Source organism: Pedobacter agri PB92, from assembly GCF_000258495.1.
Classification (GTDB): Bacteria; Bacteroidota; Bacteroidia; order Sphingobacteriales; family Sphingobacteriaceae; genus Pedobacter; species Pedobacter agri.
Genome location: NZ_AJLG01000064.1, coordinates 1 through 26,038, shown reverse-complemented (window position 1 = coordinate 26,038; position 26,038 = coordinate 1). Strand labels below are relative to the sequence as shown.

The following is a 26,038-nucleotide window of genomic DNA, read 5'->3' as shown; positions in this document are numbered from 1 at the left end:
ACGTACACACTTCTTCTATCCGGAGTTGTTGGCAAAACAATTTTACCAATAATATTCGGGCCAGTTAATTTAACGGTACGTGCTTTTATAACTTCAGGCTCATTGCTTGCTGGTTTAACTTCAGCAGGTTTTTCTTCTGCTTTAGGTTGCTCAACTGGTTTAGCTGGCTCTGCTGCTTTCGCGGCAGGAGTTGCTGGCTCAGTCGGCGCAGGCGGAGTTACTGGTGTCTCTTCTTTTTTAACCTCAACTGGTTTTTCTTCAGCTTTTGGCTGCTCAACTGGTTTAGCTGGCGCTTCTTCCTTCGCTGCCGGAGCAGGAGGAGTAACTGATGCCTCTTCCTTTTTTACAGGGCGAGTTTTTGAGTTAAGATCATTTAGGTCGATCTTTCCTACAATTTTTACGCCTGGTAAGCCAGCCTCTTCAGCTTTATCTTCAGCCTTGGTTTCTTTCACTGGCGCTGCTGCCGCAGGAGTTGGAGTTTCTACCTTAGGGGCAGGTGTTTCAACAACCTTTGGTTTCTCTGCCGGAGGATTAAATGACTGAGCATTCTTAATCAGAATCTCATCGCTTTTTTCAAAGTCGGTATTTTTCTTCGGCGCTTCTACTGGTTTTTCAGTCTCAGGCTCGTCACGACGTATTTTACCAATCACTATTTGTTTGGCTTCTTCTCTTACGATCTTATCTCCCTGATACTCTTTTAATAAGGCATCATACATGTCTCCCGTAAGTTTAAACATAGGGCTCTTCTCGGCAGAGAATCCCTTTTTGTTTAAAAACTCAACGGCCGTACCCATGCCTATATTAAGTTCTTTAATAGCTTTAATTAAAATGATTGGTTTGTCGTCTGACATTTAGCTCCTGTTATTTTTTCTTATTAATACAAAAGTAGTGTTTATTTGGCAATTACACCACTTATTCAAATTCTGACTGTAAAATCTGAACCACTTCTTTAATGGTTTCTTCTTCTAAGTCGGTGCGTTTTACCAAATCTTCTACTGAAAGTGCCAATACACTCTTAGCAGTATCGCAACCGATAGCCTTTAATTCATCAATAATCCAGCTATCAATCTCATCTGAGAATTCTTCTAGATCCACATCCTCGTCACTTTCTTCTCCAGCTTCGCGATACACATCAATTTCGTAACCAGTTAATTTACCAGCCAATTTAATGTTGTGTCCGCCACGTCCGATTGCTAATGAAACCTGATCTGGCTTTAAATAAACCGATGCATGTTTAGTTTCATCATCCAATTTAATAGATGTGATTTTCGCCGGGCTTAAAGCACGGGTAATGTATAATGAAATGTTATTTGTGAAATTAATCACATCAATATTTTCGTTTTTCAATTCGCGAACGATACCGTGGATACGCGATCCTTTCATACCTACGCAAGCACCTACCGGATCAATACGATCATCGTAAGATTCTACAGCAACTTTAGCTCGCTCTCCTGGTTCACGAACAATTTTCTTAACAGTGATTAAACCATCAAAAATCTCTGGAACCTCAAGCTCGAACAAACGTTGTAAAAAGTCTGGCGCTGTTCTCGAAATGATAATTTTTGGATTCGCGTTAATCATTTCCACTTTAGAGATTACTGCTCTAACAGAATCACCTTTTTTGAAATAATCAGCTGGAATCTGTTCAGTTTTAGGCATTAAGAGTTCATTACCTTCATCATCTAAAACCAAAGTTTCTTTCTTCCAAACCTGATAAACCTCGCCAGTGATAATCTCACCAACACGATCTTTATATTTTTTGAAGATCTCGTCTTTCTCTAATTCCAAAACTTTAGAAACCAAAGTTTGGCGGGCAGCTAAAATCGCTCTGCGACCGAAACTCTCTAACGTAATTTGCTCGATATAATCATCGCCAACTTCCAGAGTGTTATCTAACTTAGAAACCTCAGCAAGTTCAATTTCTAAATCATCATCCTCAGAAAATCCATCCTCCATTACTTTTCTCGTTCTCCAGATCTCTAAATCCCCGTTATCAGGATTCACAATTACGTCACAGTTCTCGTCAGTTCCGTATTTCTTACGTAACATACTACGAAAAACCTCTTCCAACACACTGATCACCGTAGGGCGATCTATATTTTTAAAATCCTTAAACTCCTGAAAAGAGTCGATCAAATTAATTGTTGTAGTACTCATTTTTATTTAAATGAAATTAACACACTGGTTTCTAATATATCATTAAACGAAACTTCAGTTTGAACTGTAGTCGCTTTTTTCCCTTTTTCTTTAACCGATTCTTCAATCAGCAGGTTATTTTCTGTAACCGATAAAAGTTTTCCTTCCTTTTTAAGTCCACCGTTAAGTTTAATATTCAAAGTGCGCCCTACGTTTTTCACGTATTGACGGTTTAACTTTAAAGGTTCACCCACACCTGGCGAAGAAACTTCTAAATTATAAGCTTGCTCAATTACATTTTCTTCTTCCAAATGAAAACCAACATGCCTGCTTATGGCTACACAATCCTGTATGCTAATACCTTCGTCACCATCAACATGAATAATTAATTTATTGTTTGGCAACATTTTCACTTCAACCAAAAACAGTTCTGGCCGATCTGCAATTTTCTCCTCAACGAGGTCTGCAACTCTCTTTTCTACCTGCATATTTTAACCTGATTTCATAGAAAAAGGGGACATTGTCCCCTTCTCTTTTCTTCGATTACACTGCAAATGTAAGAATTCTTTATGAAAAATCAAACACTTGCGTTAATTATTATGCTGATTATTACCGCTTAAGTATTTCTCGCTGGGGTTGAAGATTATACTTTGCCGCCCCCGAAATCAACTTTCCGGCATTCGCAAATTCTACATTGATGAAACTTTCAACAACGTAGATTCTCCCTTTTTGAAAAGCTGTATCAGGAGTAAACACCAGAGAATCGCCATCAACTTTGTAAGCACCTTTAACAGGCAAATCATCCTGCAAACTATCCAATTCACCTGGCTGCATCCAGACCGATACCAATTGATTCGAATCAGGATTGGATAAGTAAGCATTCTTCACTTGCAACAAGTTTGCTTCATCAAAATTTTTAATTATTATTGAAGCACTATCCCCTGAAAACTTAATGATTGGTTTGTTGTTTGTATGTGAACACGCTAGTGCAAACATTGCGATTGCAAACATGGCCAAATATTTAAAGAAGTATTTAAACATTTTACAAAATTAACGATTATGAGATTTATTATTGAAGTTCTTTTGATGGGACTTGCCTTTTACATTGGCGCAAAACTGGTTCCCGGTGTATCAATTGATGGTTATGGAAATGCAATTATTGCAGCCATTTTAATTGCCCTTGCCAATGCTACGATTGGTTTTATTTTAAGATTATTAACCTTTCCTATTAACTTTTTAACATTAGGCTTGGTGTCATTTATTATCACCGTATTGATGATTCTTTTGGTAGATAATATGATGAGTTCTTTCAATACATCAGGTTTCCTAGCAGCAGCATTTCTAGCGATTATTGTGGCCTTAATTAAAGCAATTTTCGGCGCCATTGCCGGAGAAAAAGAATAAGGATAAAAGTTGTAAGTCTATAGTCTGGAGTCGATTGGACTAAGGACTATAGACTTCGGATTCAAAACTATCTAATCACCTCTCTTGAGATCACCATTTTCTGGATCTCGGAAGTCCCCTCGTAAATCTGCGTAATTTTTGCATCACGCATTAAGCGCTCCACATGGTATTCTTTAACGAAGCCATACCCGCCATGAACCTGAACAGCTTCAATGGTTACATCCATAGCTACTTTTGAAGCATACAACTTTGCCATTGAGCCGGCCTGTGTATATGGCAGGCCTTGATCTTTTAACCAGGCGGCCTTGTAAACTAATAACCTGGCAGCCTCAATTTGCGTAGCCATGTCAGCCAATTTAAAGGCAATGGCCTGGTGTTCTGAAATTGGTTTGCCGAATGATTTACGCTCTTTTGCATATTGGGTAGCCAATTCAAATGCTCCTTGTGCAATACCCAAAGCTTGTGCAGCAATTCCTATTCTGCCGCCTTCTAAAGTTTTCATGGCGAATTTAAAACCAAAACCCTCTTCGCCGATTCTATTTTCTTTTGGCACCTTAACATCATTGAACATTAAAGAATGTGTGTCAGAGCCACGAATGCCCAATTTGTTTTCTTTTGGCCCAATGGTAAAACCTTCCATTCCTTTTTCTACGATAAAGGCGTTAATTCCTTTATGTCTAAGTTCTGGATGGGTTTGTGCGATAACAAGATAGGTGGAAGCCGTACTGCCATTGGTAATCCAGTTTTTTGTTCCGTTTAGCAAGTAATAATCTCCTTTATCCTCAGCGGTTGTACGTTGAGAAGTCGCATCAGATCCTGCTTCTGGCTCCGATAAACAGAATGCACCAATTTTTTCTCCCGATGCTAACGGCTTAAGGTATTTTTCCTTTTGTTCCTCGCTACCATAAGCTTCTAAACCATAACATACTAATGAATTGTTTACCGAAACCACAACCGATGCAGATGCATCAATCTTGGACAATTCTTCCATTACTAAAACATAAGAAATCGCGTCCAGACCACTGCCATTGTATTTCTCATTGACCATCATCCCTAAGAAACCCAGTTCGCCTAGTTTTTTAACTTGCTCAGCAGGAAATTTCTGATGCTCATCTCGATCGATTACTCCAGGCTTTAGTTCTTGCTGCGCAAAATCTCGGGCAGCCTGCTGGATCATCAATTGCTCTTCATTTAATTCAAAATGCATAACATTTATGTATAAAAGGTTAGTACACCAAATGTAGCATTTCCAATTGAAAAATACTATGGCTGCATAGCAATTAATTGCAATTAATCGTTAATCAATGAATTTCTAAGCAGCTAATAGTTGTATGCAGTTGTTATCGCCGCTGATTAATCAATACTTTAAATAAACTGATGCACCCTAGAAGAAGCGTTAATAAAAACTGGGAAGAGTGGATAATTGTAGCGCAAGCCAGTCCATCTTTAAAAGGAATAGAATATAGGACTAGTGATTGGGCAACCATCCAATGAAAGACACCAATACCACCTTGAACCGGTGCCACCATTGCAAAGCCAGAAAATACCATTGCGGCTAAACTCGCATTAAAACCTAAACTGCTTGTGGCACTTATTGCCGAAAAACAGAAATACATAGATAGTACATAAAGTAGCCAAATGCCGAAGGTGTAAAGTAAAAATAAGCCTTTTCGTTTGAGTTTTTTATATGATCCAAACCCCTGCTTTAGGCTCACGAATATTTTCAAAAATTTCCTGCTAAATTTTTGTCTTAAAAAGTAAATAGCAACTACTAGAATAAGCAGCCCAATAGCAACTAGTGCCGTTAGCCATGCATAATTAATTGAACGTAACTTTTCGCTAATATTGAGATAGATAACATTCTGCAGAAAAGTTCCTACAATCTCGTATTGAAAAATAAGCAGGCCCAAACTGCTTACAAATAATGCCAGCACATCGAGAAGCCTTTCTGTAATTACTGTACCAATGGAAGCGAACATAGGTACTTTTTCAGTTTTTTGGATAATACTGCATCGAACAATTTCACCAAAACGTGGCAAACCAAGGTTAGCTAAATAGCCGACCATCAACGCATGATAGGAACTCCAAAAACTAATATTATATTTAATAGACCCATAAAGCATTTGCCATCTTAAAGCTCTTAAAACATGTGCTATTAAAACTGATGCTGCTGATGTGAAGACCCAAAAATAATTGGCTTTTTTTATTTCCAGCCAGATACTTGTTAAATCTTGTCCTCTAAATGCTAAATATAAAACACCTATACCCATCAAAAACAGGATTAAAAACTTCAGCGCTGTTTTGAGATTGGGTATCACAAAATTATTTTAGCAAGTGATTATTGTCATCTGGGAATACAAGGATCGGATTATACTGTTTAGCTTCTTCAATTGGAAGCGCACCGTAAGACATGATAATTAAAACATCGCCTAACTGAGCCAGGCGAGCCGTTGCACCATTTAAACAAATAGTGCCTGTGCCACGCTCCCCTTTTATCACATAAGTTTCAAAACGAGCGCCATTATTATTATTTACGATCTGCACCTTCTCATTTGCTATAATGTTGGCTGCATCCATCAAATCTTCATCAATCGTAATACTACCAACATAATTCAATTCGGCTTGAGTTACCCTAACACGGTGTATTTTCGATTTTAATATTGTGATAATCATTTGGCAAAGTTAGTAATCAGTTTGGAGTTTTCACCACTGGAAGATGGAATATGGAAAATGGGTTATAGATTATGGTTAATATACAACAGAAAACAAATGATGAATGGACTGCAATCTACAGTTTAACTCCATCTCACATCACTTTATAATCATATTATCAATCAATCTTGTTGCCCCAACCTTTGCCGCCACCAAAGCCACTAAACTGTTTTCGTTTTTCGATTTTGCCTTTTCTAAAGTATCGCCATTGACAATCGTAAAATAATCAAGCTCTACCCCTTCAATACCTTGATAAAATCGCTTTGCTTTTTCTTCAAGCTCATCTAATGAAAATTCATTGAAATGGTCTGTTACGTATTGAAGCGATTTGCTTAGTACCAGCGAGTTTTCACGATCGACCGGAGAAAGATGGATATTTCTGCTACTCATTGCCAAGCCGTCATCTTCTCTGATAATCGGACAAGTGATAATTTTAATAGGCAGATGAAAATAAGCAAGCATGTTTTTAATCATTAAAACCTGTTGAAAATCTTTTTGACCGAACATGGCCACATCAGGCTCAACGGCATCAAAGAGTTTTTTTACAATTTGTGTTACCCCTTGATAATGACCTTTTCTAAACTCACCTTCCAAAAGAAATTCTGCTTTGCCTAAATCAATATGCCAGTTTTCATCTGCCCCCTGGGGATACATTTCAGCTATATTTGGCATAAAGACACCACTGCAACCTGCCTCATTAAGCATGGCTAAATCGTGTTCAATTGGGCGGGGATATTTTTCCAGATCTTTAGGATCGGTAAACTGCGTTGGATTGACGAAAATGCTACAAACAATAATATCTGCATATGTTTTGGCCAGCTCAATAAGTGAAATATGGCCATTGTGCAAAGCACCCATTGTGGGTACGAGCGCTATTTTTTTTTTTGATGCTTTGAGAGGTTTTAAAAAAGCCTCCAGCGCTGATTTGGTTTTAAATATTTCCAATTGGACAATCTAAGTTAAAGCGGTAAAGGTGTAAAATAATCTAAACGAAACCAAACAAATGCTTGTCTATATTGATAAATAGTATTATTATGCTTATCTTTGCGGCTCATTATCTTTTATTTAACTTAATATTTTCTTAGAATATGGAGATGGCAAAAACGAAGCTGCTGATTGTTACACACGAGATGTCGCCTTTCCTCGAGCTTACTAAAATTTCTGAAATCACACGTCAATTACCTCAAGCCATGCAAGAGAAAGGATTCGAAATCCGCATCTTGATGCCTAAATTTGGTAACATCAACGAAAGAAGAAATCGTTTACACGAAGTAATTCGCTTATCGGGAATGAACATCATTATTGATGACAATGATAATCCTTTAATTATTAAAGTAGCATCCATCCCAGCTGCACGCATGCAGGTTTATTTCTTAGACAACGAGGAATATTTTCAACGCAAGCAGGTATTTAGAGATGCTAGCGGGAAATTCTTCGATGATAACGATGAACGTACAATTTTCTTCTGCAAAGGCGCTTTGGAAACTGTTAAAAAATTAGGATGGGCTCCAGATATTGTTCACTGCCATGGCTGGATGAGCTCTTTAGTACCTGCTTACATTAAAACTACTTATAAAAACGATCCTACTTTCAAAAACTCTAAAGTAGTTTATTCTATTTATGAAGATTGTTTTGAGGAGAAATTGAACGCTAACTTCGCTAAAAAAGCTGTAATGGCCAATATGACTGAAGAGGATACAAAAGCCTTCTTACCATCAGACTGCAACAGCATGCACATTGGCGCTGTAACTCACTCTGACGCAGTTGTTTTAGCAGATGAAAACTTAGACAAAGATGTGTTAAAATTTGTTAAAGATTCCAATAAGCCAACATTAGCTTTTAACTTAACCGAGAATTTTGAAAACTTCTATTCGTTTTACGAAGAAATTTCAAATGACGAATTGGTTTCTGTTGCTTAATTAGGTATTATTATTTTAAATATGAAATTTACAAAACAAGACTTATTAACCCTGTTGATAGGTCTTTTTCTTTTTGCGTCGTGTAAAAATCCGGATGGTGTTGGTTTGGATGTAGATCCGAGCACAGCAATTACTGGTACATTAGTAAACAACGAACCTATAAAATCGCAAACGATAAAAGAAGGCGATGTGACTACCGCTAGCATCGGAAGTTATCCACTTGGTTATATGGTTGATCCAATTTTTGGCAAAACAGAATCAAGCGTAGCCATGACGATCGTTCCAGGTACTACAAGTTACGATTTTGGCACATCTCCAGTTTTGGATTCAGCGATATTGGTATTGAACTTAGGTACACAGTTTTATGGCGATACAGCGAGTACAAAATATAGCATCGATGTTTATCAGCTTACCAACAAAGTAACCAATTTTAAAAGCTCAGATGTACAGGCATATAATAGCGCACTATTAGGTAATTTTAGCAGCAAAATTTTTCCAAAAACGCCTATCAAAATTTTTGATATTATTTCAGGTAAAGCCGATACGTTAAAAACCGTCCCGGCTCAAATCAGGATTAAATTAGATAAAGACTTTATTCAAAACAACTTATTAAACCTCGCTCCTGCCGCAACTTCTACAGCTGCTAAATTTGTAGATTATTTTAAGGGGTTTTATGCGCAGGTAAATAAAACTTCGACTACAGGAACTGGTGGTATTGCCTTTTTAGATCTTACTGGTACAAACTCCTACCTGCAAATGGTTTATAAAAAAAATAATACTACCAGTGGTAGGGATACTGTGACAGTCAATTTTCCTGTAAGCCCATCGGGTGCTGCAGCAAATATCAAACATGATTACACAGGAACAGAGGTCGCTACGCAATTATTACCAGCAAATGCAAATACCCAGTATAATGTAACGTACTTACAAGCTTTGGCGGGCGTGAAAACAAAAATCTCATTTCCTACATTGGCTAACTTCACTAATACCTACGGCAAGGCAGTTGTAAACAAAGCAGAACTGGTTGTAGATTTAAGCGCAGGAACGTTCACAAATCCATTTGCACCGGCATCAAGACTTTCGCTTTATCGTTGGGACATTGCAGAACAACCAACAAATGTTCCTGATCATAATCAAGGCAATACTGGTGATCCTCGCCAGCTTACAGATGCTGTTTTTGGTGGATATTATGACTCAGTTCGAAACAGATATGTTTTTGTCGTAACGGCTTACGTGCAGGATTTGATTGATAAAAAACTGACTGATTTCGGAACGTTTCTGGCTCCTACATCTTTAAACCAGTTCCAACTCACGCCGTCCGTGACATCAGCAGGACGAGCCGTAATTGGCGCTGCTGGAAATGCGACCAACAAAATGAAACTGAATATTTATTATACAAAAATAAATTAAGGGAAACCAACTTTTCACAAAAGCCTCGGTAGTTCGAACAACTGCCGGGGCTTTTTTGTAAAATTATATTATGCTATGAAACAAACGTTTGTTTTGTATCTTCGCCTAATTAATTATATCTCAATTTATGTGTGGAATAGTCGGCTACATTGGCCATAGAGAAGCCTGGCCAATAGTTTTAAAAGGTTTAAAACGTTTAGAATATCGCGGTTATGATAGTGCCGGAATAGCATTAATGAATGAAAGCGGTCAGCATATTTACAAAAAAGCAGGGAAAGTAGCTGTTTTGGAAGATTTTGCCGAAAGCCAAGATCGTTCGGGAACAATTGGTATGGGGCATACCAGATGGGCGACCCATGGTGTTCCTTCAGATCGCAATTCGCATCCACATACTTCGAATAATGAAAAGTTGTCTATTATCCACAACGGTATTATTGAAAATTATGCAACGCTAAAGGAAGAGTTAATACAGCGTGGACATGAATTTAAAAGTGACACGGATACAGAGGTTCTTATTCATTTAATTGAAGAAATCCAAAAAATTGAGCAGATAGACTTGCTTGAAGCGGTACGTTTAGCACTTCATGAAGTTAGCGGCGCTTACGCCATTGTAATCATGGATAAGGAAAATCCAGATCAATTAATTGCTGCCAGAAAAGGAAGCCCGATGGTAATAGGTGTAGGCAAAGGTGAGTACTTTATTGCCTCTGATGCCACTCCAATTATCGAGTATACCAAAAACGTAATTTATTTAAATGATAATGAAATTGCGTTAATCACTAAGAATGATCTTTTGGTTAAGCAACTAGATAATGTAGTGCAAACACCATTAATCCAGGAGCTTGAACTAAAACTTGAAATGCTCGAAAAAGGTGGTTTCGACCACTTCATGTTGAAAGAGATTTATGAGCAACCTAGATCTATCAAAGATTGTATGCGTGGCCGTATTTATCCTGAAGATGGAAAAGTTCAGCTTGGAGGAATAAAAGAATATGCCGAAAAGCTGAAAAACATAGATCGAATTATCATTGTAGCTTGTGGCACATCGTGGCATGCCGGTTTGGTTGGAGAGTATCTAATCGAAGAACATGCCCGGATTCCGGTAGAAGTTGAATATGCATCAGAATTTAGATACCGTAATCCAATCATTACAGAGAAAGATGTAGTTATCGCTATTTCACAATCAGGTGAAACAGCAGATACCATGGCAGCTATTGAGATGGCAAAAGAGCGAGGCGCTACCATTTTTGGTATCTGCAATGTTGCGGGTGCATCTATTCCAAGGTTATCTCATGCAGGCGTTTATACCCATGCAGGGCCCGAAATTGGTGTAGCATCAACAAAAGCATTTACCGCACAGGTTACTGTCTTAACATTGATGGCCTTCTACATGGCACAGCAGAAAGGTACAATTACCACTTCAAAAATGATTGAATTGCTAACTGAACTTGATAATATCCCTGAGAAAATCCAGCAAGCATTGGAGTCAAATGATATCATCAAAGAAGTGGCAGAAAAAATTAAAGATTCTACCAACTGCTTATTTTTAGGAAGAGGAAGTGGTTTCCCTGTAGCCCTTGAAGGTGCATTAAAGCTGAAAGAAATTTCATATATCCACGCAGAAGGTTATCCTGCTGCCGAAATGAAACATGGACCAATTGCTTTAATTGATGAAGAAATGCCAGTTGTATTCATTGCAACACAAAACTCATCGTATGAAAAAGTAATCAGCAATATTCAGGAAGTTAAAGCGAGAAAAGGTAAAGTAATTGCTATCGTAACACAAGGTGATACTGAAGTTATAAAAATGGCAGATTACTGCATTGAAATTCCAGATGCTAATGAAGCATTTTTACCGCTTCTGGCAACTATTCCATTACAATTATTATCATATCATATCGCAGTAATGCGTGGCTGTAATGTTGATCAGCCAAGAAATTTGGCTAAATCTGTAACAGTAGAATAACCCAATTTAAACCTGCTCATTCAAAATGGGCAGGTTTTTAAACCAACAAAGTCTGCCAGCTTTAAAGTGAATGTATTGTGAAACGTGTATTTTAAGTTAAAATGTTTAACAATTAAAATGATGATGGAGGTTCAATACAGGCTGCGCTAACTTGTATTTCTGCTCCATGAATATTTAGAATGGCAAATCCCCATTTTCATCAGAAGGCCCTATTGTAAACTCATCCTGAATCTTTGGCTCTGTACTTTGAGGGACAGATGCTGCGGGAGTTTGTTCAAAATCACTTTTCCTTCCTAACATGGTAAAGTTTTCGGCCACAATTTCAGTTACGTATTTCTTCACTTTTTCTTTGTCTTCAAAAGATCTTGTTCTAAGTTTTCCTTCAATGTAGACTAGTTTTCCCTTCTGGAGATATTTAGATGCGACTTCGGCAAGGCCACGCCATAAAACAATGTTATGCCATTCCGTTTGTTCTACTCGTTTTCCATCTTTATTGTAGGTTTCGGATGTAGCTAGGGGAAAACTTGCTACGGTAACTCCGCCATCTAAATGACGAACTTCAGGGTCTTTGCCCAAATGGCCTACTAAAATCACTTTGTTAATGCCAGACATAAATATTTTTGGTTAGTTTTTTCTTCTTGTAGTGAATATTCGCCAAGATGGTTAGTTAATCCATCCTGATTTTTAAAGGTATTCAAGTATAAAATCATGAATAACTTTTGGCTGCGGTAACTCATCTAACTTATCTAAAGAAACCCAATTAAGTTCCTTTTGTTTATTAAAGTTAAATATATAATTTTTTAATACAAAAAAACGCAAATGGATAATTTGGTGCGTTAAAATGTGTTTTCTACTTGTTAAATGTGTAAAAACTGTATTTTGTCCAAATGATTCTTTAACTGAAGAAATAAAGTTCTCCTCATTTAACGCAGATTCGTTCACCGTTTCGATACTTGGAAAATCATATAAGTGCTGCCAAATATCACCAGCCTTCCGTTTCCTAACTAAAATCTGATTGCCTTCCTGGCAAATAAAATAATTTAAATAACGATGCCTTTGAGCGGCTTTGCGAATTTTAATGGGAAGTTCATTAACCTGCTGATGATTAAGAGCAAAACAGCCTTGACTTAACGGGCAAATGCCACAATTTGGAGATTTAGGTTTGCACTGCATGGCGCCAAATTCCATTATCGCCTGATTGTATAAAGCAGGATCATCCTGGTAAAGTAATTCATTCGCCAATGTAAAAAACTGTTTTTTACCTGCTGGAGAATTGATTGGCGTATCAATGCCGAAATATCTGGATAACACCCTAAAAACATTGCCATCTACAACAGCTCTGGCCTCACCAGATGAAAAAGAGGAAATTGCAGCAGCTGTATATTCTCCAATTCCGGTTAATTTTAATAACTCATCATGCAGATTTGGGAATACTCCACTGAAGTTATTGACAACAATTTGAGCTGTTTTATGCATGTTTCTTCCTCTTGAGTAATAACCTAAGCCTTGCCAAAGCTTTAAAACCTGGGCTTCAGTAGCCGATGCAAAATCATTCACTGTCGGGAAGTTTTCTAAGAACTTAATAAAGTATGGTAGCCCTTGTTCAACACGTGTTTGCTGGAGTATAATCTCTGATAACCAGATTATATAAGCATCTTTTGTATGCCGCCAGGGTAGATCTCTTTTATTTATTTGATACCAATTTATCAGTTCATTTTGGAATGTCATCCCTGCAAATTACGGTGTAATTATTGGTTTTAAAAAAATCTTGCAATCGAGTGATAACATAACAGATAAAAAAATCATCTTTTATTTCCCTATCTCATTAAAAAGCAATACTTTTGCAACCCCAAAACAGTAGTAATATTAAAACACAATATATATAAATAAGTAAATATGACTAAGGCAGATATTATTTCAGAAATATCAACAAAAACCGGAATTGAGAAGGTTGATGTACAGGAAACAGTTGAGGCATTTTTCAAGGTTATCAAAACGAGCATGATTGGCGGTGAAAATGTATACGTAAGAGGCTTCGGAAGCTTTGTTGTTAAAAAGAGAGCACAGAAAACTGCAAGAAACATCTCTAAAAACACTGCAATAATTATCCCAGAACACTTTGTACCTAGCTTTAAACCAGCGAAAGTTTTTGTAGATAAAGTTAAAAGTAACTCAAAAAAAATTAGCGTAGAAGCATAAGTCTTATTTATATGAATAGCAGCATAAGATCAAAACAAATCATTATCATTGGAGCAGTTTTATTGCTTGTTGCTTTTCTATTTACAAGAGACATTAAAGGTTTAGTAAAACCGACAGAAGAAAATGGTAAAATGCCTGCAAATGGACAAATGGCCGGCGCAGAAACACCATCAACTTCATCAGTATTAAGCATCGAAACTTCATCTATAGCAGCTAAAAATGTATTAAACAAAAGTTTAGCTACAGACATTACAGCTTTAGAAAACAGTTATAAAGGTGCTAATGGTGCAGAGAAAATTGAACTAGCGAAACAACTGGCCCAGAAATGGGATGACGTAGAGCAAATCACTCCGTCAGCACTTTATTTAGAAATTGTTGCACAAAGTGAACCATCAACAAAAACATGGGTAGCGGCGGGTAATAAATTTATAAAGGCTTTTGAGAGTACGCAAGATAGTTTAGCTCAACCTGCTTTATTGCAGAAAGCGAATACATCTTACAAGAATGCACTAGAGAAAGATTCTACAAACATTGAAGCTAAAACTGGCTTAGGTGTAACAATAGTAAATGGCTTAGGCGCACCAATGCAGGGTATTGCAATGTTGCTTGAGGTTGTTGCTAAAGAACCTAAAAATGTTAAGGCAAATATGAATTTAGGTATCTTCTCAATAAAATCAGGTCAGTTTGATAAGGCAATTCCACGTTTTAACACAGTGATTGCTACATCTCCTACGCCTGAAGCCTATTTCTACCTTGGAACAGCTTTAGAAAATCTAGGCAGAAACAAAGAAGCAGTTGATGCTTATTTAAACAGCAAAAAATTAGCGGCTGACCCAACCTTATCTTCATTTATTGATAAGAAGGTGGCTGAACTAAAGAATAAAAATTAATTAACAGATTAATAAAAACATTTAAAACTTAAAACTATGCCAAGCGGTAAAAAAAGAAAAAGACATAAAATGGCTACCCACAAACGTAAAAAACGTTTAAGAAAAAACAGACATAAGAAAAAATAAGTTCTTATTTTGATCAAAGCCTTTTAAACCTCACAGTATTCGCTGTGAGGTTTAAATTATTTATATAGTTTTCATTATATAAAGATTTAGGCTGGATCAATGTTTTTCGCGTTTATACTATCCATTTGTTAATAGGCGAAAGCCTTAAATCTGTAGCTGTTGGTAAAAGAATTAATTATCAATTCGACTCCTGCCGGAGTTACCATAGCGTTGATTGAAGACAAACAACTTGTTGAGCTTCACAAAGAACAAATCAATAATAACTACGCCGTAGGTGATATTTATTTGGGCCGCATTAAAAAAATTATGCCTGGCCTGAATGCTGCTTTCGTGGATGTTGGTTACGAAAAAGATGCCTTTTTGCATTATTTTGATTTGGGCCCTCAGGTGCAATCTTTAATTAAGCTAACGAAGATCAAGCGTAATGGCTCGGTTACAGGCACATTATTAGACAATTTAAAGCTAGAAGCCGACATAAACAAGGCAGGCAAAATTTCTGATGTGCTTTCTAAAAACATGCTTCTTCCTGTACAAATTGCCAAAGAGCCAATTTCTACTAAAGGACCACGTTTAAGTTCCGACATTTCGATTGCCGGCAGGTATGTGGTACTGGTGCCATTCTCCAATACCATATCTGTATCAAAAAAAATTAAAAGTAATACCGAACGTAATCGCTTAAAAAAGATTATTGAAAGTATTAAACCTCAAAATTTTGGGGTGATTATCAGAACCGTTTCTGAAGGACGTGGAGTTGCTGAAATGCAAAAAGATCTTTTAGATTTGATTGCAAAATGGGAAAACTTCATCAAGAAAGTTCCTTCTACCGAACCTTCAAAAAGAGTTTGGGGAGAAATGGACAGATCATCTACGTTAATTCGTGATATTCTGAACCCTGATTTTACAAATGTTTATGTGAGCACACCTGAGCTGTTCGATGATATACGTTCTTATGTACACGATATTTCTCCAGAGATGGAAAAAATCGTAAAACTTTATAAGCAGAAGGAACCTATTTTCGATCATTTTGGAATAGAAAAGCAAATTAAAAACGCTTTCGGCAAAACAGTAAACTTACCGGGTGGCGCCTACTTGGTTGTAGAACACACCGAAGCACTTCATGTAATAGACGTGAACAGTGGAAACCGCACTGCCAGTAAAGAAAACCAGGAGGAAAATGCTTTACAGGTAAATAAAGAGGCGGCTAAAGAAATTGCCCGTCAATTGCGCTTGCGTGATATGGGCGGCATTGTGGTAATCGATTTTATCGATATGCACAAGCCAACAAACCGTAAAATGCTATTCGATTATTTGCGTGAGCTGATGTTATTGGATAGAGCGAAACATACCATTTTACCTCCGAGTAAATTTGGCTTAGTTCAAATCACCAGACAACGTGTTCGTCCGGAGATGAATATTGTTACGGTAGAGAAATGCCCTGCCTGTGGTGGCACCGGCGAAATTAAAGCGAGTATCGTTTTAATGGATGATATTGAAAATAACCTGAATTATATTTTACGTGAGCAGAATGAAAAAGGCGTAACCCTTAGCGTTCATCCCTATATCGAAGCTTACATTACCAAAGGAATTTTCAACCTTCAACGCCGTTGGTTCTTTAAATATGGCCAATGGATTAAAGTGAAGGCACAATCATCTTATTACTTAAATGAGTTTCACTTCATTTCCTCAAAAGATGAAGAGATCAAATTATAACTCAAAACACATTTAACAAAAGCCTGGATTATTATAATTCAGGCTTTTTTGCTTAAGAGTTTTTCCACACCTGGCAGATTTCAAAGTGATGCAGGAACAATAGGGCTCTTACCATAAATTACACGGGTTAAACCTACAAGATTTCTCATACAGAAAGGTTAAATTCGTAATCTAAAAATCAATAATCAATTGGCAAAAACAAAAACAGCATACTTCTGTCAGAGTTGTGGCTATGAATCAGCTAAATGGCTTGGAAAGTGCCCATCATGTGCACAATGGAATACCTTTGTAGAGGAAATCGTTGAAAAAGCGGCAACTTCAGTTCCAACATGGAAAACAGAAACCAGCTCTAGAAAATTAAGTAAACCTAGTAAAGTTGATGATATTCAATCATCAGTAGAAAGAAGAATTTTAACTGGCGACAAAGAGTTAGACAGGGTTTTAGGAGGGGGATTAGTAGAAGGTTCGCTGGTTTTAATAGGAGGAGAACCAGGCATTGGTAAATCCACATTGATGTTACAGCTGGCCTTAAACCTAAAAGGCAAAAAATTACTGTATATATCTGGTGAAGAAAGTGAACAGCAGATTAAAATGCGGGCTGAACGAATTAAAGAAACCCCATCTTCAGATTGTTATATTTTAACAGAAACATCAACCCAAAACATATTTAAACAAATTGAGATTTTGGAACCAGAAATTCTGGTTGTAGATTCTATTCAGACCTTACACTCTTCACATATTGATTCCACTCCCGGAAGTGTATCGCAAGTTAGGGAATGTACAGCAGAGCTATTGCGTTTTGCAAAAGAAACAGGTGTTCCGGTTTTCCTGATCGGCCATATTACGAAAGATGGCGCCATTGCGGGGCCGAAAATATTAGAACACATGGTTGACACCGTTTTGCAATTTGAAGGCGACAGACACCATGTTTACCGCATTTTACGCTCAATCAAAAATCGCTTCGGAGCCGCAGCAGAATTGGGCATATATGAAATGCAGGGAAGTGGTTTAAGAGAGGTATCTAATCCTTCGGAAATTTTATTGTCACAGCGTGATGAAGAACTGAGTGGGATTGCAATCTCAGCTATGCTTGAGGGCGCTCGGCCAATGCTTATTGAAACGCAGGCATTGGTGAGTTCTGCAGCTTATGGTACCCCACAAAGATCTGCGACCGGTTTTGATACCAAAAGAATGAATATGCTCCTGGCTGTTTTAGAAAAACGTTGTGGTTTCAGACTAAGTACACAAGATGTGTTTCTAAATATTGCTGGTGGAATCAGAGTAGAAGATCCAGCCATTGATCTGGCAGTACTCATTGCAATCATTTCATCACAACAAGATATTCCAATATCATCAAAAAGTTGTTTCGCGGCAGAGGTAGGCTTATCCGGAGAAATTAGAGCGGTAAACCGGATTGAGCAACGTATTGCAGAAGCCGATAAGTTAGGCTTTGAAACCATTTATATTTCTAAGTATAATTTAAAGGGAATAGATATTTCGAAATATAACTTGGAAGTTAAAGCTGTAAGTAAAATTGAAGAGGTTTTCGAAATGATTTTTGGTTAGTTGGATAGAGTAAGACGGGGAATTTCATACCCACTATTCTACAAATAGCTGAACGATTTACCCACTTACACAATAGCAATATTTTTGGCACACCACCTCAAAAACTATCAAAACACTAATAATCAGTCAAATAACATACAAACCCTTATACTTTGGCATTTTGGATTGACATTTGCCTAAGGTAATATGTTGTACATCATGGGATGTGATCTATAACAATAGGGATGATTTTCCTCGTTAGTGAGAGCTAGCGAGGTATTTTTTTTGTCTTTACATATTTAGAAAAAATTTAAATAACTTTGATTCAGATAAATAACAGGAACAATAATAAATAAACGATGAAAAAATCATATTAAGCCTAGGCTTTTGCCTATTTGCAGCAATCGGATTTGCCCAGACAGCATATACTGGCCAAAAATTTGGCGAAGAGGTTAAACCAGGCAACGTGAAGCCTGCAGCTCAAATGGAAGCAGCAATGGGTGATAAAAAAACCGTTGATATGAAAATTGAAGGTAAAGTTGTTGATGTTTGTAAGAAAAAAGGCTGTTGGATGACTTTACAAATGCCAAATGGCGATCCGATGCGGGTAACGTTTAAAGATTACGCTTTCTTTATGCCAATGGATATTGTAGGAAAAAATGTTGTTTTAGATGGCATTGCTAAAAAACAAACCATCTCTGTAGAAACTTTACGCCACTATGCAGAAGATGCCAAGAAATCTCCTGAAGAAGTTGCAAAAATTACTGACCCTAAAAAGGAATTGGCTTTTGAAGCTAAAGGCGTAGTGATTTTGGATAAGTAAGCGCAAGGATTAAAGAGCAAAGATAAAAGAGCAAAGAGCAAGGATTAAAGCGCAAAGGATAGCTCAATAAAAAGCCTCAAAATTTTAAAAATTTTGAGGCTTTTTTTATGCTAATAGATTGAACTATAAAACCCAGTTCCAACCAAATTCATCTGTTGCCAAACCGTAACGAATATCATTTAGTTTTTTAGCGATTCCATTTGAAACATTTCTTGTAGATGGATCGGTTAATTTATAGGTTTCGCCAAGGTAACCAATTTCACCTACGTGAGTTACTGTTGCAGCAGTACCTGCAGCAAAAGCTTCCGTTAAGCTTCCAATTTCAATTCCCTCAATTACTTCTTTCACAGAAACACGGCGTTCTTCAACCTCAATGCCAGCTTCTTTTGCAAGTTTGATAATGGTATCGCGAGTGACACCATCCAACACGGTGCTGCGTACGGAAGGCGTAATCAATTTACCATTAATTACAAAAATTAAATTGGCTGTTCCAGCTTCTTCAATATACTCGTGAGTAACTGAATCTGTCCAGATTAACTGATCAAAACCCTCCTTTTTTGCTTGCTCGAAAGGATACAAAGAACGGGCGTAATTTCCAGCAGTTTTAGCAAAACCAACGCCTCCTTCATCTGCACGTGTAAATTCAGTCTCAATCTTAACTTTCAATGCTGAACTATAATACGGACCAGTTGGTGTGGTCAACAAAGCAAACTTATATGTATCTGAAGCTTTTACTCCAAGGTAAGGATCGGTTGCAAACATCACTGGACGAACATACAGGGCATAGTCTTCCTGATTTGGCACCCATTTTTCATCAACATTTATCAGTGCTGCTAAACCCTGCATGAAAACTTCTTCAGGAATAGTTGGCATCGACATTCTGGCAGCTGACTTATTGAAGCGTTCAAAATTCTTATCAGCTCGAAAAACACTAATCTTACCATCTGGTTGGCGATAAGCTTTTAAGCCTTCGAAAATAGCCTGACCATAATGAAGCGCTGAAATTGCCGGACTCATTGGAATAGGTCCGTAAGGAATAATTTGTAAATTTTTCCATTCGCCGTCTTCATAATCAGCGGTAAACATGTGATCGGTAAAAACCTTACCGAACGGTAATTGAGAAAAATCAGTAACTGTCAACCGTGTCTGATCAGCTTTAGTGATTTTTATATCTAATGTCTCGGTCATATTATTAAATTTTGAATGATAGAATTTTGAATGATATGCAAGCTGCAAATTAACCCACTTAATCTTTCAGTTATTCGATCATTGTTGTATTTGCGCAAATTAGGAAAAAACGAGCTTTTCTAATAGTGTTTTATAATATTAATCTTTGTTTTTGAGTGTTTTGAGTACACTAAGCACCCATCCTCTACCCCATTCTGCCATCTGCTCGTCCGTCCATAAAAATGGATAAAAGATTCTTTTTTGAAAACGTGGGGGTAAATATTTTTGCCAGTTTGTTCCACCAGTTGCAGCCACATCAACAGGGTCTTTTTCCAAATATCGAACGGCAGATTTATAATGAGACAAAGGCCACTCTACATTTACATACAGATCAAGCTTACGTAATTCTTCGGCAAGCACCGAAACATCTGCTCCCTTAGCAGCCAGTTGATGATAAAGCGCAGAAAAATTGGTTAAAGAACGATCTTTAGCCAGCTGCAAAAATTGAGCAGCATATTTTTTAATAAACTGCTTTAAAGTTAAAGTTTGTTTTCCAGTTGCTAATTCGGTTGCACCGAATTTCCAATAGATATTTTCAAATTGTTCTTCAATGGTTGCGTTACTTAGTTCATCACGTTTGCTTTTATCCACCAGGCGGATAAAATCTGTGGCACAAATTTCAATCATACGGTATTGACCAGATTGGAAACCACTTGCAGGCAGAAGCGACATGCGGAATTTCAGAAATTGCTCTTTCTCCATGCCATCAACCATAACCTCAAAAGAAGTAGTCAAAGCATTAAAGTATGCATTGATTCTTTTAACCCTAGCTGTAAAAAACTCAGCTGTTAAATTTTCATGCTCCGCAATTTGTCTGCACTCATGTAAAGCCAGTTTAAAATAAAGTTCAGTTATCTGATGATACATGATAAAAATTTCCTCATCAGGAATAGGCGTTTTCGGACTTTGCAGACTCAACAGGGTATCCAGGTGGATGTAATCCCAATAGGTTAGAAAATCGGCATAAAGCAAGCCATCAAGATAGGAGGCCATATCCTGCCCCATTGCAGTATACTTTTCCTGTAGTTGATTTAGTTTATCTTTAATTTCTGGTGTAAAATCCATTGTTTTGTTTTATCCATGCAAAGTTGATAAAGATTTTGGTAGAACTAACTAAAAATCTCTACTTTTGAAGCAATGGCGATGGGGTACCGCCAAAACCGCCCGAACAGGCTGATGACTCCTACGATTTTATTTAAAATTGAATTCAAATGCCTGTTAAAAAGTTAACGGAAGAATTTCTTCTGTCTTTCAGTCTCTTAGTAAAGCAAGATTTTGGTCGCGTTTTCTTGAATATTCTTAAGTGGTTATTCTTTTCTGTAATGATTGGATGCATTGTTGGCTCTGCCTCTGCATTATTTTTAGTAACTCTTGATTGGGCAACGAATTATCGCGAAAGCCATCTCTGGATAATTTCAATTTTGCCTATTGCCGGTTTAGTTATTGGTTTGGCTTACCAATATTGGGGTAAAGAAGTAGTAAAGGGAAATAATCTTTTAATTGAGGAATTACAATCGCCAAAAAAAATAATACCACTGGTTATGGCACCTCTTATTTTCGCAGGCACTATTATTACTCATTTATTTGGTGGCTCTGCCGGACGAGAGGGAACGGCCGTTCAAATTGGTGGCGCTTTTGCAGATCAATTTACTAAGCTATTTAAACTAAACCCTAATGATCGAAAAATCATTTTAATCAGCGGCATAAGTGCGGGCTTCGCATCCGTTTTTGGAACACCACTGGCTGGTGCTGTTTTTGGGTTGGAGGTTTTTGTAGTTGGATCTTTAATGTACAGTGCCATTTTGCCCTCGTTTATTACTGCTATAATTGCTGATTATGCTTGCAAAGCATGGGGTGTTGACCATACACACTATTCAATATCAGCAGTACCAGAAATGAATACGATATCTTTACTATTATCGATGACAGCTGGAATTTTATTTGGCTTAACCGCCAGAAGCTTTTCCGCCCTAAATCATTCCATTTCAAACCTATTTAGTATTATCAAATATCCACCTTTAAGACCACTTTTTGGAGGGATTTTACTTATTGCCATGATCTATCTAATTGATAATACTCGCTTTATTGGCTTGGGTATCCCTGTTATCTCTGAATCGTTTACGAAGCAAGAACCCTATTATACTTTTGCCATTAAACTCTTTTTAACAGCACTAACCTTAGGCTGTGGATTTAAAGGTGGAGAAGTAACACCATTGTTTTTTATAGGTGCAACACTAGGCAGTTTCTTGAGTGTTTTTATGCCTTTACCCGTTGGGTTATTGGCAGGAATGGGCTTTGTTGCCGTTTTTTCTGGGGCGGCAAATACGCCATTGGCTTGTATTTTTATGGGTGTAGAATTATTTGGAACCGACTCAGGAGTTTACATCGCCTTGGCTTGCATAACAGCCTATTTATTTTCTGGCCACAAGGGTATATACAGATCGCAAATGATTGGCAGTCCTAAGCATTTATTTTTAAAAAGGCATCAGTTTTTACGATAGTTTCTGCTAAGCACTTTGTGAATTGGCTTTGGCAACTTACATTTATCAAATCGATAATTTAGCTCCCAAAGCCTTGTAAATTAATACAATACCCTAAACTTGATGGTATGTTCAATCTTCTTCAGTGATTTAAATAACTGTTTATCGTATTCTGTATTGATATCTGTGATGGCATATCCAATTTCAGGGTTAGTCATTAAAAACTGACTCACAATATTAATATCATGTTTAGCAAAAACGGTATTAATTTTGGCCATGATACCCGGAACGTTTTTGTGAATATGAATTAACCTATGCGATTTATCAATTTTAGGCAACTGTAAATTGGGAAAATTGCTGCTTAGGTAAGTTGCGCCCGTATTCATAAAATCTGCAACACGCTTAGGTACAAAATCAATATTTCGGGGATTATTTTTCGGATCATCGAAAACCACGATGCCTTGTTTGGTACAAAGGTCTAGGTCAATTTTGTTTTTAGCGTTACCTAAATAACCAATCGTTTTGAGCTTGGCTGCGTTCTTCAATTGTTCCCTATCCATTTTCTCTCCGTCACCGAAAATGATGATGCCAACATCCTTCACATATTTTTCTTCAAACGAGGTTTTATGCCTGATGGATAAACCATCATTTTTTAATATGGAAATAGTTAAAGGATCTACATTACCGATAACCAGACACAAGATTCTATTTTTTGGATAAGAAATGGCTCTTGGCAGATCATTTACGTAAAGAAACTCGTCGAAACTCGGTGTAACATGATCGGCCCTGGAAACAATACTTTCACGGGCAATATTTTCCGTAAAAGCAAAAAACTTGTTAATCAATCCACTTTCGCGTAATTGAAAATCAGAATAACCATCACCAATACCGAACAGTTCGCCTTCCAACTTTAAATGCTGCAACAATTTCACCTTCCCGCCTTCCTCGCTCAAAGGATTGGCATGGTCATAATCGATTATTTTTCCATCACCTGTGGTTACAAAAGTGTTGGCATAAATATTCTCCTTTTTAATATGATACTGACTCACTACCGGGGTGATAAATTCCTTAAATCCTCCGGAAACGATGAGTACTTCATCTGCATGTTTTTTGAAAAACTCAGCATTGCGGGAAAATGAAGTGGAGACTTTTTTCTTTAAATGTTTAATCAGCAGCTTTAGATGGTCTTCATTCGCTTCTAAAAGCTTAACTCGCTGCGCCAAACTTTCGGAAAAGGAAAGTTTACCTTCCATTGCAAAGTTGGTATAGTCTTCAATTTTTTGGAAAATAGCCTCTTTGTCTGGGTGGTTCTTCAAAGAGATTCTGGCGAGTTCATCAAGCGCTTCTACCTGTGTAAAAGTGCTATCGAAATCGATAATGTAATACGCTTTTTGTTTGGGCATTATTTTAAATGTTGGATAATTTCTCGAATGCTTTGTTCAACTGGTTTAAAAACGATTCCAGTTTGATCAATCACCTTATTATTATTGTAATAACTTAACGTAACACTGCTGTTTGCGGTATCTTTTGTTATTGATGGCTCTTTACCAGTAAAAACAGAAATAAATTTCAATGCCCTCCAGGCTATGCCAAGCATCCAGGGTTTTGCTTCTTTGGTAGGTGGCTTAACTCCAAAACCGTTTGCGATTTGAGTAAACAAGTGTTTGTAATGAACATCTCCCGCGGAAATGATATAGCGCTCTCCTGAAACTTCACTATCCATCAATAAAATCATCGTTTTGGCAACATCTTCAACATCTACAAAACCCGATGCGCCATCAGTATAAAATGGGAAGCCATCCTTTACCAGTTTGAAAATGGCACCGCTTCCTTCAAAGCCCGCATTTTTGCCAATAATTACTGATGGGTTTACGATTACCGCATTTAAACCTTCATTAATGCCCCGCCAAACTTCCATTTCACCCTCGTACTTAGACAGACCATAAGCATGGGCTTTTGCATCATATTCCCAAAAATCCTTTTCAGTAATTTCTTTATTCCCTTTTTTTGCAAGCCCCAATGCAGCAACAGAGCTTACATGTAAAAGCCTGCAGTTATGTTCTATACAAAGGTTTACGATACTAGATGTGCCATCTATATTTACATGAAACAACTTTTTTTTGTGCCTGGCACTAAGTGAAACAAATGCCGCACAGTGGTAAACCTGCGTAACATTTTCAAAAGCATCTTCTAAATCAGAAAGTTCATTGATGTCGGCTTCAATCCATTCTATTGTGCTGATAGCTGAAATGAGTGCGGGAATTTTTGAGTTTTTCCGTTTCAACGCCCGAACAGCTAAACCTTTATTGGTTAACTGTTTTATTAATTCAGATCCTAAAAATCCCGTGCCTCCGGTTACCAGTATCATTTTATTTTTTTCGAGCTATATGTGGAAATACGCATTCAAAAATAGATATTTGAGCCGAGAGTTTTAAATATATGTCATTAACGGATTTCTTTTCCCCAGTAAACGTAGATAGTTTTACACCAAAACAAGGATTTTTAACCAGTCAGCTGGGTTTAAAAGCCCACATTTTTACAGAATCATTTCCTGATTTTGAAGAAAACACTTACGATTTAGCCATTTTCGGCGTACTGGATGGTAGAGGTGCGGTTAATAACGAAGGCTGTGCGCTGGCACCGGATTATTTCAGAGAAAAGTTTTATAAATTAAATGAAGGCGCTTTTACAAGTAGAATTGTTGACCTAGGAAATATAAAACATGGGGCTACGATAGCTGATACTTATGTTGCCGTTAAAATGGTGGTTTCGGAGCTGATCAAGAAAGATATTATTCCAGTTATCATTGGTGGAGGACAGGATTTAACTTATGCACAATATCTTGGTTATGAAGATTTAGAGCAAAAAGTTGATTTGGTGATTATTGATAATCAATTTGATATTGGCGATGATGACAATGAAGGAATTGCAACCCGGTCAGATTGCTATTTAAATAAAATATTTCTTCATCAACCCAACTATCTGTTTAACTACAGCAATATCGGCTATCAGACTTATTTTGTAAACCAGGAGAGTTTGAGTGTGATGGATAAGCTGTATTTTGATGTGCATAGATTAGGCGAATTTGCACAGGATATTACTTTAACAGAACCAATTATCCGCAATGCGAATATGATTAGTTTCGATCTTGGCGCAATTCGTTCGGCAGATGCAGCTGCAAATGCAAATACAACACCAAATGGCTTTGATGGCGAAGAAGCTTGCAGAATTGCCCGTTATGCCGGCATGAACGATAAGTTAACATCAATAGGATTTTATGAGTTTAATCCGGCTTATGACAATAATAGCCAAACCGCCTTTTTACTGGCGCAAATGATCTGGTATTTTATAGATGGCTTTTATGCCCGGAAAAAAGATTTCCCTTTAACGCCAAAATCGCAATTTATGATTTATAGAACCAGTTTAAAAGATGGTTCAGGGGAAATGGCATTTGTAAAGAGTAAAAAATCAGATCGTTGGTGGATGCAGGT

At 37.3% G+C, this 26,038-nt stretch carries 24 protein-coding genes, 1 pseudogene and 1 riboswitch; of the genes and pseudogenes, 11 read left to right on the top strand and 14 right to left on the bottom strand.

Annotated features, from left to right (window positions below; translation table 11 throughout):
- From ON09_RS11125 to ON09_RS11110, 4 genes and pseudogenes are all read right to left on the bottom strand, one after another.
- Positions 1-851 (bottom strand): annotated as a pseudogene (locus tag ON09_RS11125) (translation initiation factor IF-2); the annotation flags it as partial.
- A gap of 61 nt (positions 852-912) precedes the next feature.
- Positions 913-2,157 carry a transcription termination factor NusA gene (gene nusA / locus ON09_RS11120; protein ID WP_010601141.1) on the bottom strand — a complete coding sequence of 415 codons (1,245 nt, stop codon included), beginning with the start codon at positions 2,155-2,157 and terminating at the stop codon, positions 913-915.
- Between the two features lie 2 nt (positions 2,158-2,159).
- Positions 2,160-2,624, bottom strand: coding sequence for a ribosome assembly cofactor RimP (gene rimP, locus ON09_RS11115; RefSeq protein ID WP_010601140.1), 465 nt, complete (start codon positions 2,622-2,624; stop codon positions 2,160-2,162).
- Between the two features lie 121 nt (positions 2,625-2,745).
- Entirely contained in the window at positions 2,746-3,147 is a 402-nt protein-coding gene (locus tag ON09_RS11110; RefSeq protein ID WP_157258929.1) for a hypothetical protein, read from the bottom strand.
- A gap of 48 nt (positions 3,148-3,195) precedes the next feature.
- On the opposite strand from ON09_RS11110, the gene ON09_RS11105 reads away from it, so the two are divergent.
- Positions 3,196-3,540, top strand: coding sequence for a phage holin family protein (locus ON09_RS11105; RefSeq protein ID WP_010601138.1), 345 nt, complete (start codon positions 3,196-3,198; stop codon positions 3,538-3,540).
- Between the two features lie 67 nt (positions 3,541-3,607).
- On the opposite strand, the gene ON09_RS11100 is transcribed toward ON09_RS11105, so the two are convergent.
- From ON09_RS11100 to panC, 4 genes are all read right to left on the bottom strand, one after another.
- Positions 3,608-4,747 carry an acyl-CoA dehydrogenase gene (locus ON09_RS11100; protein WP_010601137.1) on the bottom strand — a complete coding sequence of 380 codons (1,140 nt, stop codon included), beginning with the start codon at positions 4,745-4,747 and terminating at the stop codon, positions 3,608-3,610.
- A 133-nt stretch (positions 4,748-4,880) separates the two neighbouring features.
- Complete coding sequence (locus ON09_RS11095) at positions 4,881-5,858, bottom strand: lysylphosphatidylglycerol synthase transmembrane domain-containing protein (RefSeq protein WP_262495822.1); 978 nt, start codon at positions 5,856-5,858, stop codon at positions 4,881-4,883.
- 4 nt (positions 5,859-5,862) lie between these two features.
- Complete coding sequence (panD, locus tag ON09_RS11090; RefSeq protein ID WP_010601135.1) at positions 5,863-6,213, bottom strand: aspartate 1-decarboxylase; 351 nt, start codon at positions 6,211-6,213, stop codon at positions 5,863-5,865.
- Positions 6,214-6,351: 138 nt separating this feature from the next.
- Entirely contained in the window at positions 6,352-7,197 is an 846-nt protein-coding gene (panC, locus tag ON09_RS11085; RefSeq protein WP_010601134.1) for a pantoate--beta-alanine ligase, read from the bottom strand.
- 149 nt (positions 7,198-7,346) lie between these two features.
- On the opposite strand from panC, the gene ON09_RS11080 reads away from it, so the two are divergent.
- The 3 genes from ON09_RS11080 to glmS all read left to right on the top strand — a co-directional run bounded on the left by ON09_RS11080 (position 7,347) and on the right by glmS (position 11,547).
- A complete protein-coding gene (locus ON09_RS11080; protein WP_029204282.1) occupies positions 7,347-8,171 on the top strand; it encodes a glycogen/starch synthase in 825 nt (274 codons plus the stop codon).
- A 21-nt stretch (positions 8,172-8,192) separates the two neighbouring features.
- Positions 8,193-9,581 (top strand): DUF4270 domain-containing protein, encoded by a 1,389-nt coding sequence (locus tag ON09_RS11075; RefSeq protein ID WP_010601132.1) that lies wholly within the window; start codon positions 8,193-8,195, stop codon positions 9,579-9,581.
- Between the two features lie 127 nt (positions 9,582-9,708).
- Entirely contained in the window at positions 9,709-11,547 is a 1,839-nt protein-coding gene (glmS, locus tag ON09_RS11070) for a glutamine--fructose-6-phosphate transaminase (isomerizing) (protein ID WP_010601131.1), read from the top strand.
- A gap of 174 nt (positions 11,548-11,721) precedes the next feature.
- Here glmS and ON09_RS11065 read toward each other — a convergent pair whose 3' ends face one another.
- The gene (locus ON09_RS11065) at positions 11,722-12,159 is read right to left on the bottom strand and encodes a single-stranded DNA-binding protein (protein WP_010601130.1); all 438 of its coding nucleotides are present in this window, start codon (positions 12,157-12,159) and stop codon (positions 11,722-11,724) included.
- A 72-nt stretch (positions 12,160-12,231) separates the two neighbouring features.
- Positions 12,232-13,275 (bottom strand): A/G-specific adenine glycosylase, encoded by a 1,044-nt coding sequence (gene mutY / locus ON09_RS11060; protein ID WP_010601129.1) that lies wholly within the window; start codon positions 13,273-13,275, stop codon positions 12,232-12,234.
- Positions 13,276-13,443: 168 nt separating this feature from the next.
- Here mutY and ON09_RS11055 point away from each other — a divergent pair, with 168 nt between their 5' ends.
- From ON09_RS11055 to ON09_RS11035, 5 genes are all read left to right on the top strand, one after another.
- On the top strand, positions 13,444-13,746 hold the full coding sequence (locus tag ON09_RS11055) for an HU family DNA-binding protein (protein ID WP_010601128.1): 303 nt from the start codon (positions 13,444-13,446) through the stop codon (positions 13,744-13,746).
- A gap of 11 nt (positions 13,747-13,757) precedes the next feature.
- On the top strand, positions 13,758-14,636 hold the full coding sequence (locus ON09_RS11050; protein WP_010601127.1) for a tetratricopeptide repeat protein: 879 nt from the start codon (positions 13,758-13,760) through the stop codon (positions 14,634-14,636).
- Positions 14,637-14,921: 285 nt separating this feature from the next.
- The gene (locus ON09_RS11045; protein ID WP_010601126.1) at positions 14,922-16,472 is read left to right on the top strand and encodes an Rne/Rng family ribonuclease; all 1,551 of its coding nucleotides are present in this window, start codon (positions 14,922-14,924) and stop codon (positions 16,470-16,472) included.
- Between the two features lie 189 nt (positions 16,473-16,661).
- Positions 16,662-18,038, top strand: a complete 1,377-nt coding sequence (gene radA, locus ON09_RS11040) for a DNA repair protein RadA (protein ID WP_010601125.1) — start codon at positions 16,662-16,664, stop codon at positions 18,036-18,038.
- A gap of 445 nt (positions 18,039-18,483) precedes the next feature.
- Positions 18,484-18,840 (top strand): DUF4920 domain-containing protein, encoded by a 357-nt coding sequence (locus ON09_RS11035; protein WP_010601124.1) that lies wholly within the window; start codon positions 18,484-18,486, stop codon positions 18,838-18,840.
- Positions 18,841-18,963: 123 nt separating this feature from the next.
- Here the strand turns inward: ON09_RS11035 and ON09_RS11030 are convergent, their stop codons facing one another.
- Together ON09_RS11030 and ON09_RS11025 are read right to left on the bottom strand one after the other, a co-directional pair.
- On the bottom strand, positions 18,964-20,028 hold the full coding sequence (locus ON09_RS11030) for a branched-chain amino acid aminotransferase (RefSeq protein ID WP_010601123.1): 1,065 nt from the start codon (positions 20,026-20,028) through the stop codon (positions 18,964-18,966).
- A 138-nt stretch (positions 20,029-20,166) separates the two neighbouring features.
- Complete coding sequence (locus tag ON09_RS11025; RefSeq protein ID WP_010601122.1) at positions 20,167-21,132, bottom strand: tryptophan 2,3-dioxygenase family protein; 966 nt, start codon at positions 21,130-21,132, stop codon at positions 20,167-20,169.
- 65 nt (positions 21,133-21,197) lie between these two features.
- Positions 21,198-21,260: riboswitch (Fluoride riboswitch) on the top strand.
- An 18-nt stretch (positions 21,261-21,278) separates the two neighbouring features.
- Between ON09_RS11025 and ON09_RS11020 the strand changes: the two genes are divergently transcribed.
- Complete coding sequence (locus ON09_RS11020; RefSeq protein WP_010601121.1) at positions 21,279-22,568, top strand: voltage-gated chloride channel family protein; 1,290 nt, start codon at positions 21,279-21,281, stop codon at positions 22,566-22,568.
- A gap of 80 nt (positions 22,569-22,648) precedes the next feature.
- Here the strand turns inward: ON09_RS11020 and ON09_RS11015 are convergent, their stop codons facing one another.
- Together ON09_RS11015 and ON09_RS11010 are read right to left on the bottom strand one after the other, a co-directional pair.
- Positions 22,649-23,950: an HAD-IB family phosphatase gene (locus tag ON09_RS11015; protein ID WP_010601120.1), complete on the bottom strand. Its 1,302-nt coding sequence runs from the start codon at positions 23,948-23,950 to the stop codon at positions 22,649-22,651.
- Entirely contained in the window at positions 23,950-24,915 is a 966-nt protein-coding gene (locus ON09_RS11010) for an NAD-dependent epimerase/dehydratase family protein (protein WP_010601119.1), read from the bottom strand. Before ON09_RS11010 ends, ON09_RS11015 begins: the two co-directional genes overlap by 1 nt.
- Positions 24,916-24,986: 71 nt before the next feature.
- Between ON09_RS11010 and ON09_RS11005 the strand changes: the two genes are divergently transcribed.
- Positions 24,987-26,038 (top strand): formimidoylglutamase (locus ON09_RS11005; protein WP_010601118.1); only part of this gene is annotated, 1,052 nt, incomplete at its 3' end.

What these genes read in the sequence shown, in the direction of transcription:
- glmS (WP_010601131.1), top strand. Translation starts at nt 9,709, where the DNA reads ATGTGTGGAATAGTCGGCTACATTGGCCATAGAGAAGCCTGGCCAATA.
- rimP (WP_010601140.1), bottom strand. Translation starts at nt 2,624, where the DNA reads ATGCAGGTAGAAAAGAGAGTTGCAGACCTCGTTGAGGAGAAAATTGCA.
- ON09_RS11020 (WP_010601121.1), top strand. Translation starts at nt 21,279, where the DNA reads ATGCCTGTTAAAAAGTTAACGGAAGAATTTCTTCTGTCTTTCAGTCTC.
- ON09_RS11080 (WP_029204282.1), top strand. Translation starts at nt 7,347, where the DNA reads ATGGCAAAAACGAAGCTGCTGATTGTTACACACGAGATGTCGCCTTTC.
- mutY (WP_010601129.1), bottom strand. Translation starts at nt 13,275, where the DNA reads ATGACATTCCAAAATGAACTGATAAATTGGTATCAAATAAATAAAAGA.
- ON09_RS11110 (WP_157258929.1), bottom strand. Translation starts at nt 3,147, where the DNA reads ATGTTTGCAATCGCAATGTTTGCACTAGCGTGTTCACATACAAACAAC.
- ON09_RS11015 (WP_010601120.1), bottom strand. Translation starts at nt 23,950, where the DNA reads ATGCCCAAACAAAAAGCGTATTACATTATCGATTTCGATAGCACTTTT.
- ON09_RS11010 (WP_010601119.1), bottom strand. Translation starts at nt 24,915, where the DNA reads ATGATACTGGTAACCGGAGGCACGGGATTTTTAGGATCTGAATTAATA.
- panD (WP_010601135.1), bottom strand. Translation starts at nt 6,213, where the DNA reads ATGATTATCACAATATTAAAATCGAAAATACACCGTGTTAGGGTAACT.
- nusA (WP_010601141.1), bottom strand. Translation starts at nt 2,157, where the DNA reads ATGAGTACTACAACAATTAATTTGATCGACTCTTTTCAGGAGTTTAAG.
- ON09_RS11065 (WP_010601130.1), bottom strand. Translation starts at nt 12,159, where the DNA reads ATGTCTGGCATTAACAAAGTGATTTTAGTAGGCCATTTGGGCAAAGAC.
- ON09_RS11100 (WP_010601137.1), bottom strand. Translation starts at nt 4,747, where the DNA reads ATGCATTTTGAATTAAATGAAGAGCAATTGATGATCCAGCAGGCTGCC.
- ON09_RS11075 (WP_010601132.1), top strand. Translation starts at nt 8,193, where the DNA reads ATGAAATTTACAAAACAAGACTTATTAACCCTGTTGATAGGTCTTTTT.
- ON09_RS11030 (WP_010601123.1), bottom strand. Translation starts at nt 20,028, where the DNA reads ATGACCGAGACATTAGATATAAAAATCACTAAAGCTGATCAGACACGG.
- ON09_RS11025 (WP_010601122.1), bottom strand. Translation starts at nt 21,132, where the DNA reads ATGGATTTTACACCAGAAATTAAAGATAAACTAAATCAACTACAGGAA.
- ON09_RS11055 (WP_010601128.1), top strand. Translation starts at nt 13,444, where the DNA reads ATGACTAAGGCAGATATTATTTCAGAAATATCAACAAAAACCGGAATT.
- ON09_RS11050 (WP_010601127.1), top strand. Translation starts at nt 13,758, where the DNA reads ATGAATAGCAGCATAAGATCAAAACAAATCATTATCATTGGAGCAGTT.
- ON09_RS11105 (WP_010601138.1), top strand. Translation starts at nt 3,196, where the DNA reads ATGAGATTTATTATTGAAGTTCTTTTGATGGGACTTGCCTTTTACATT.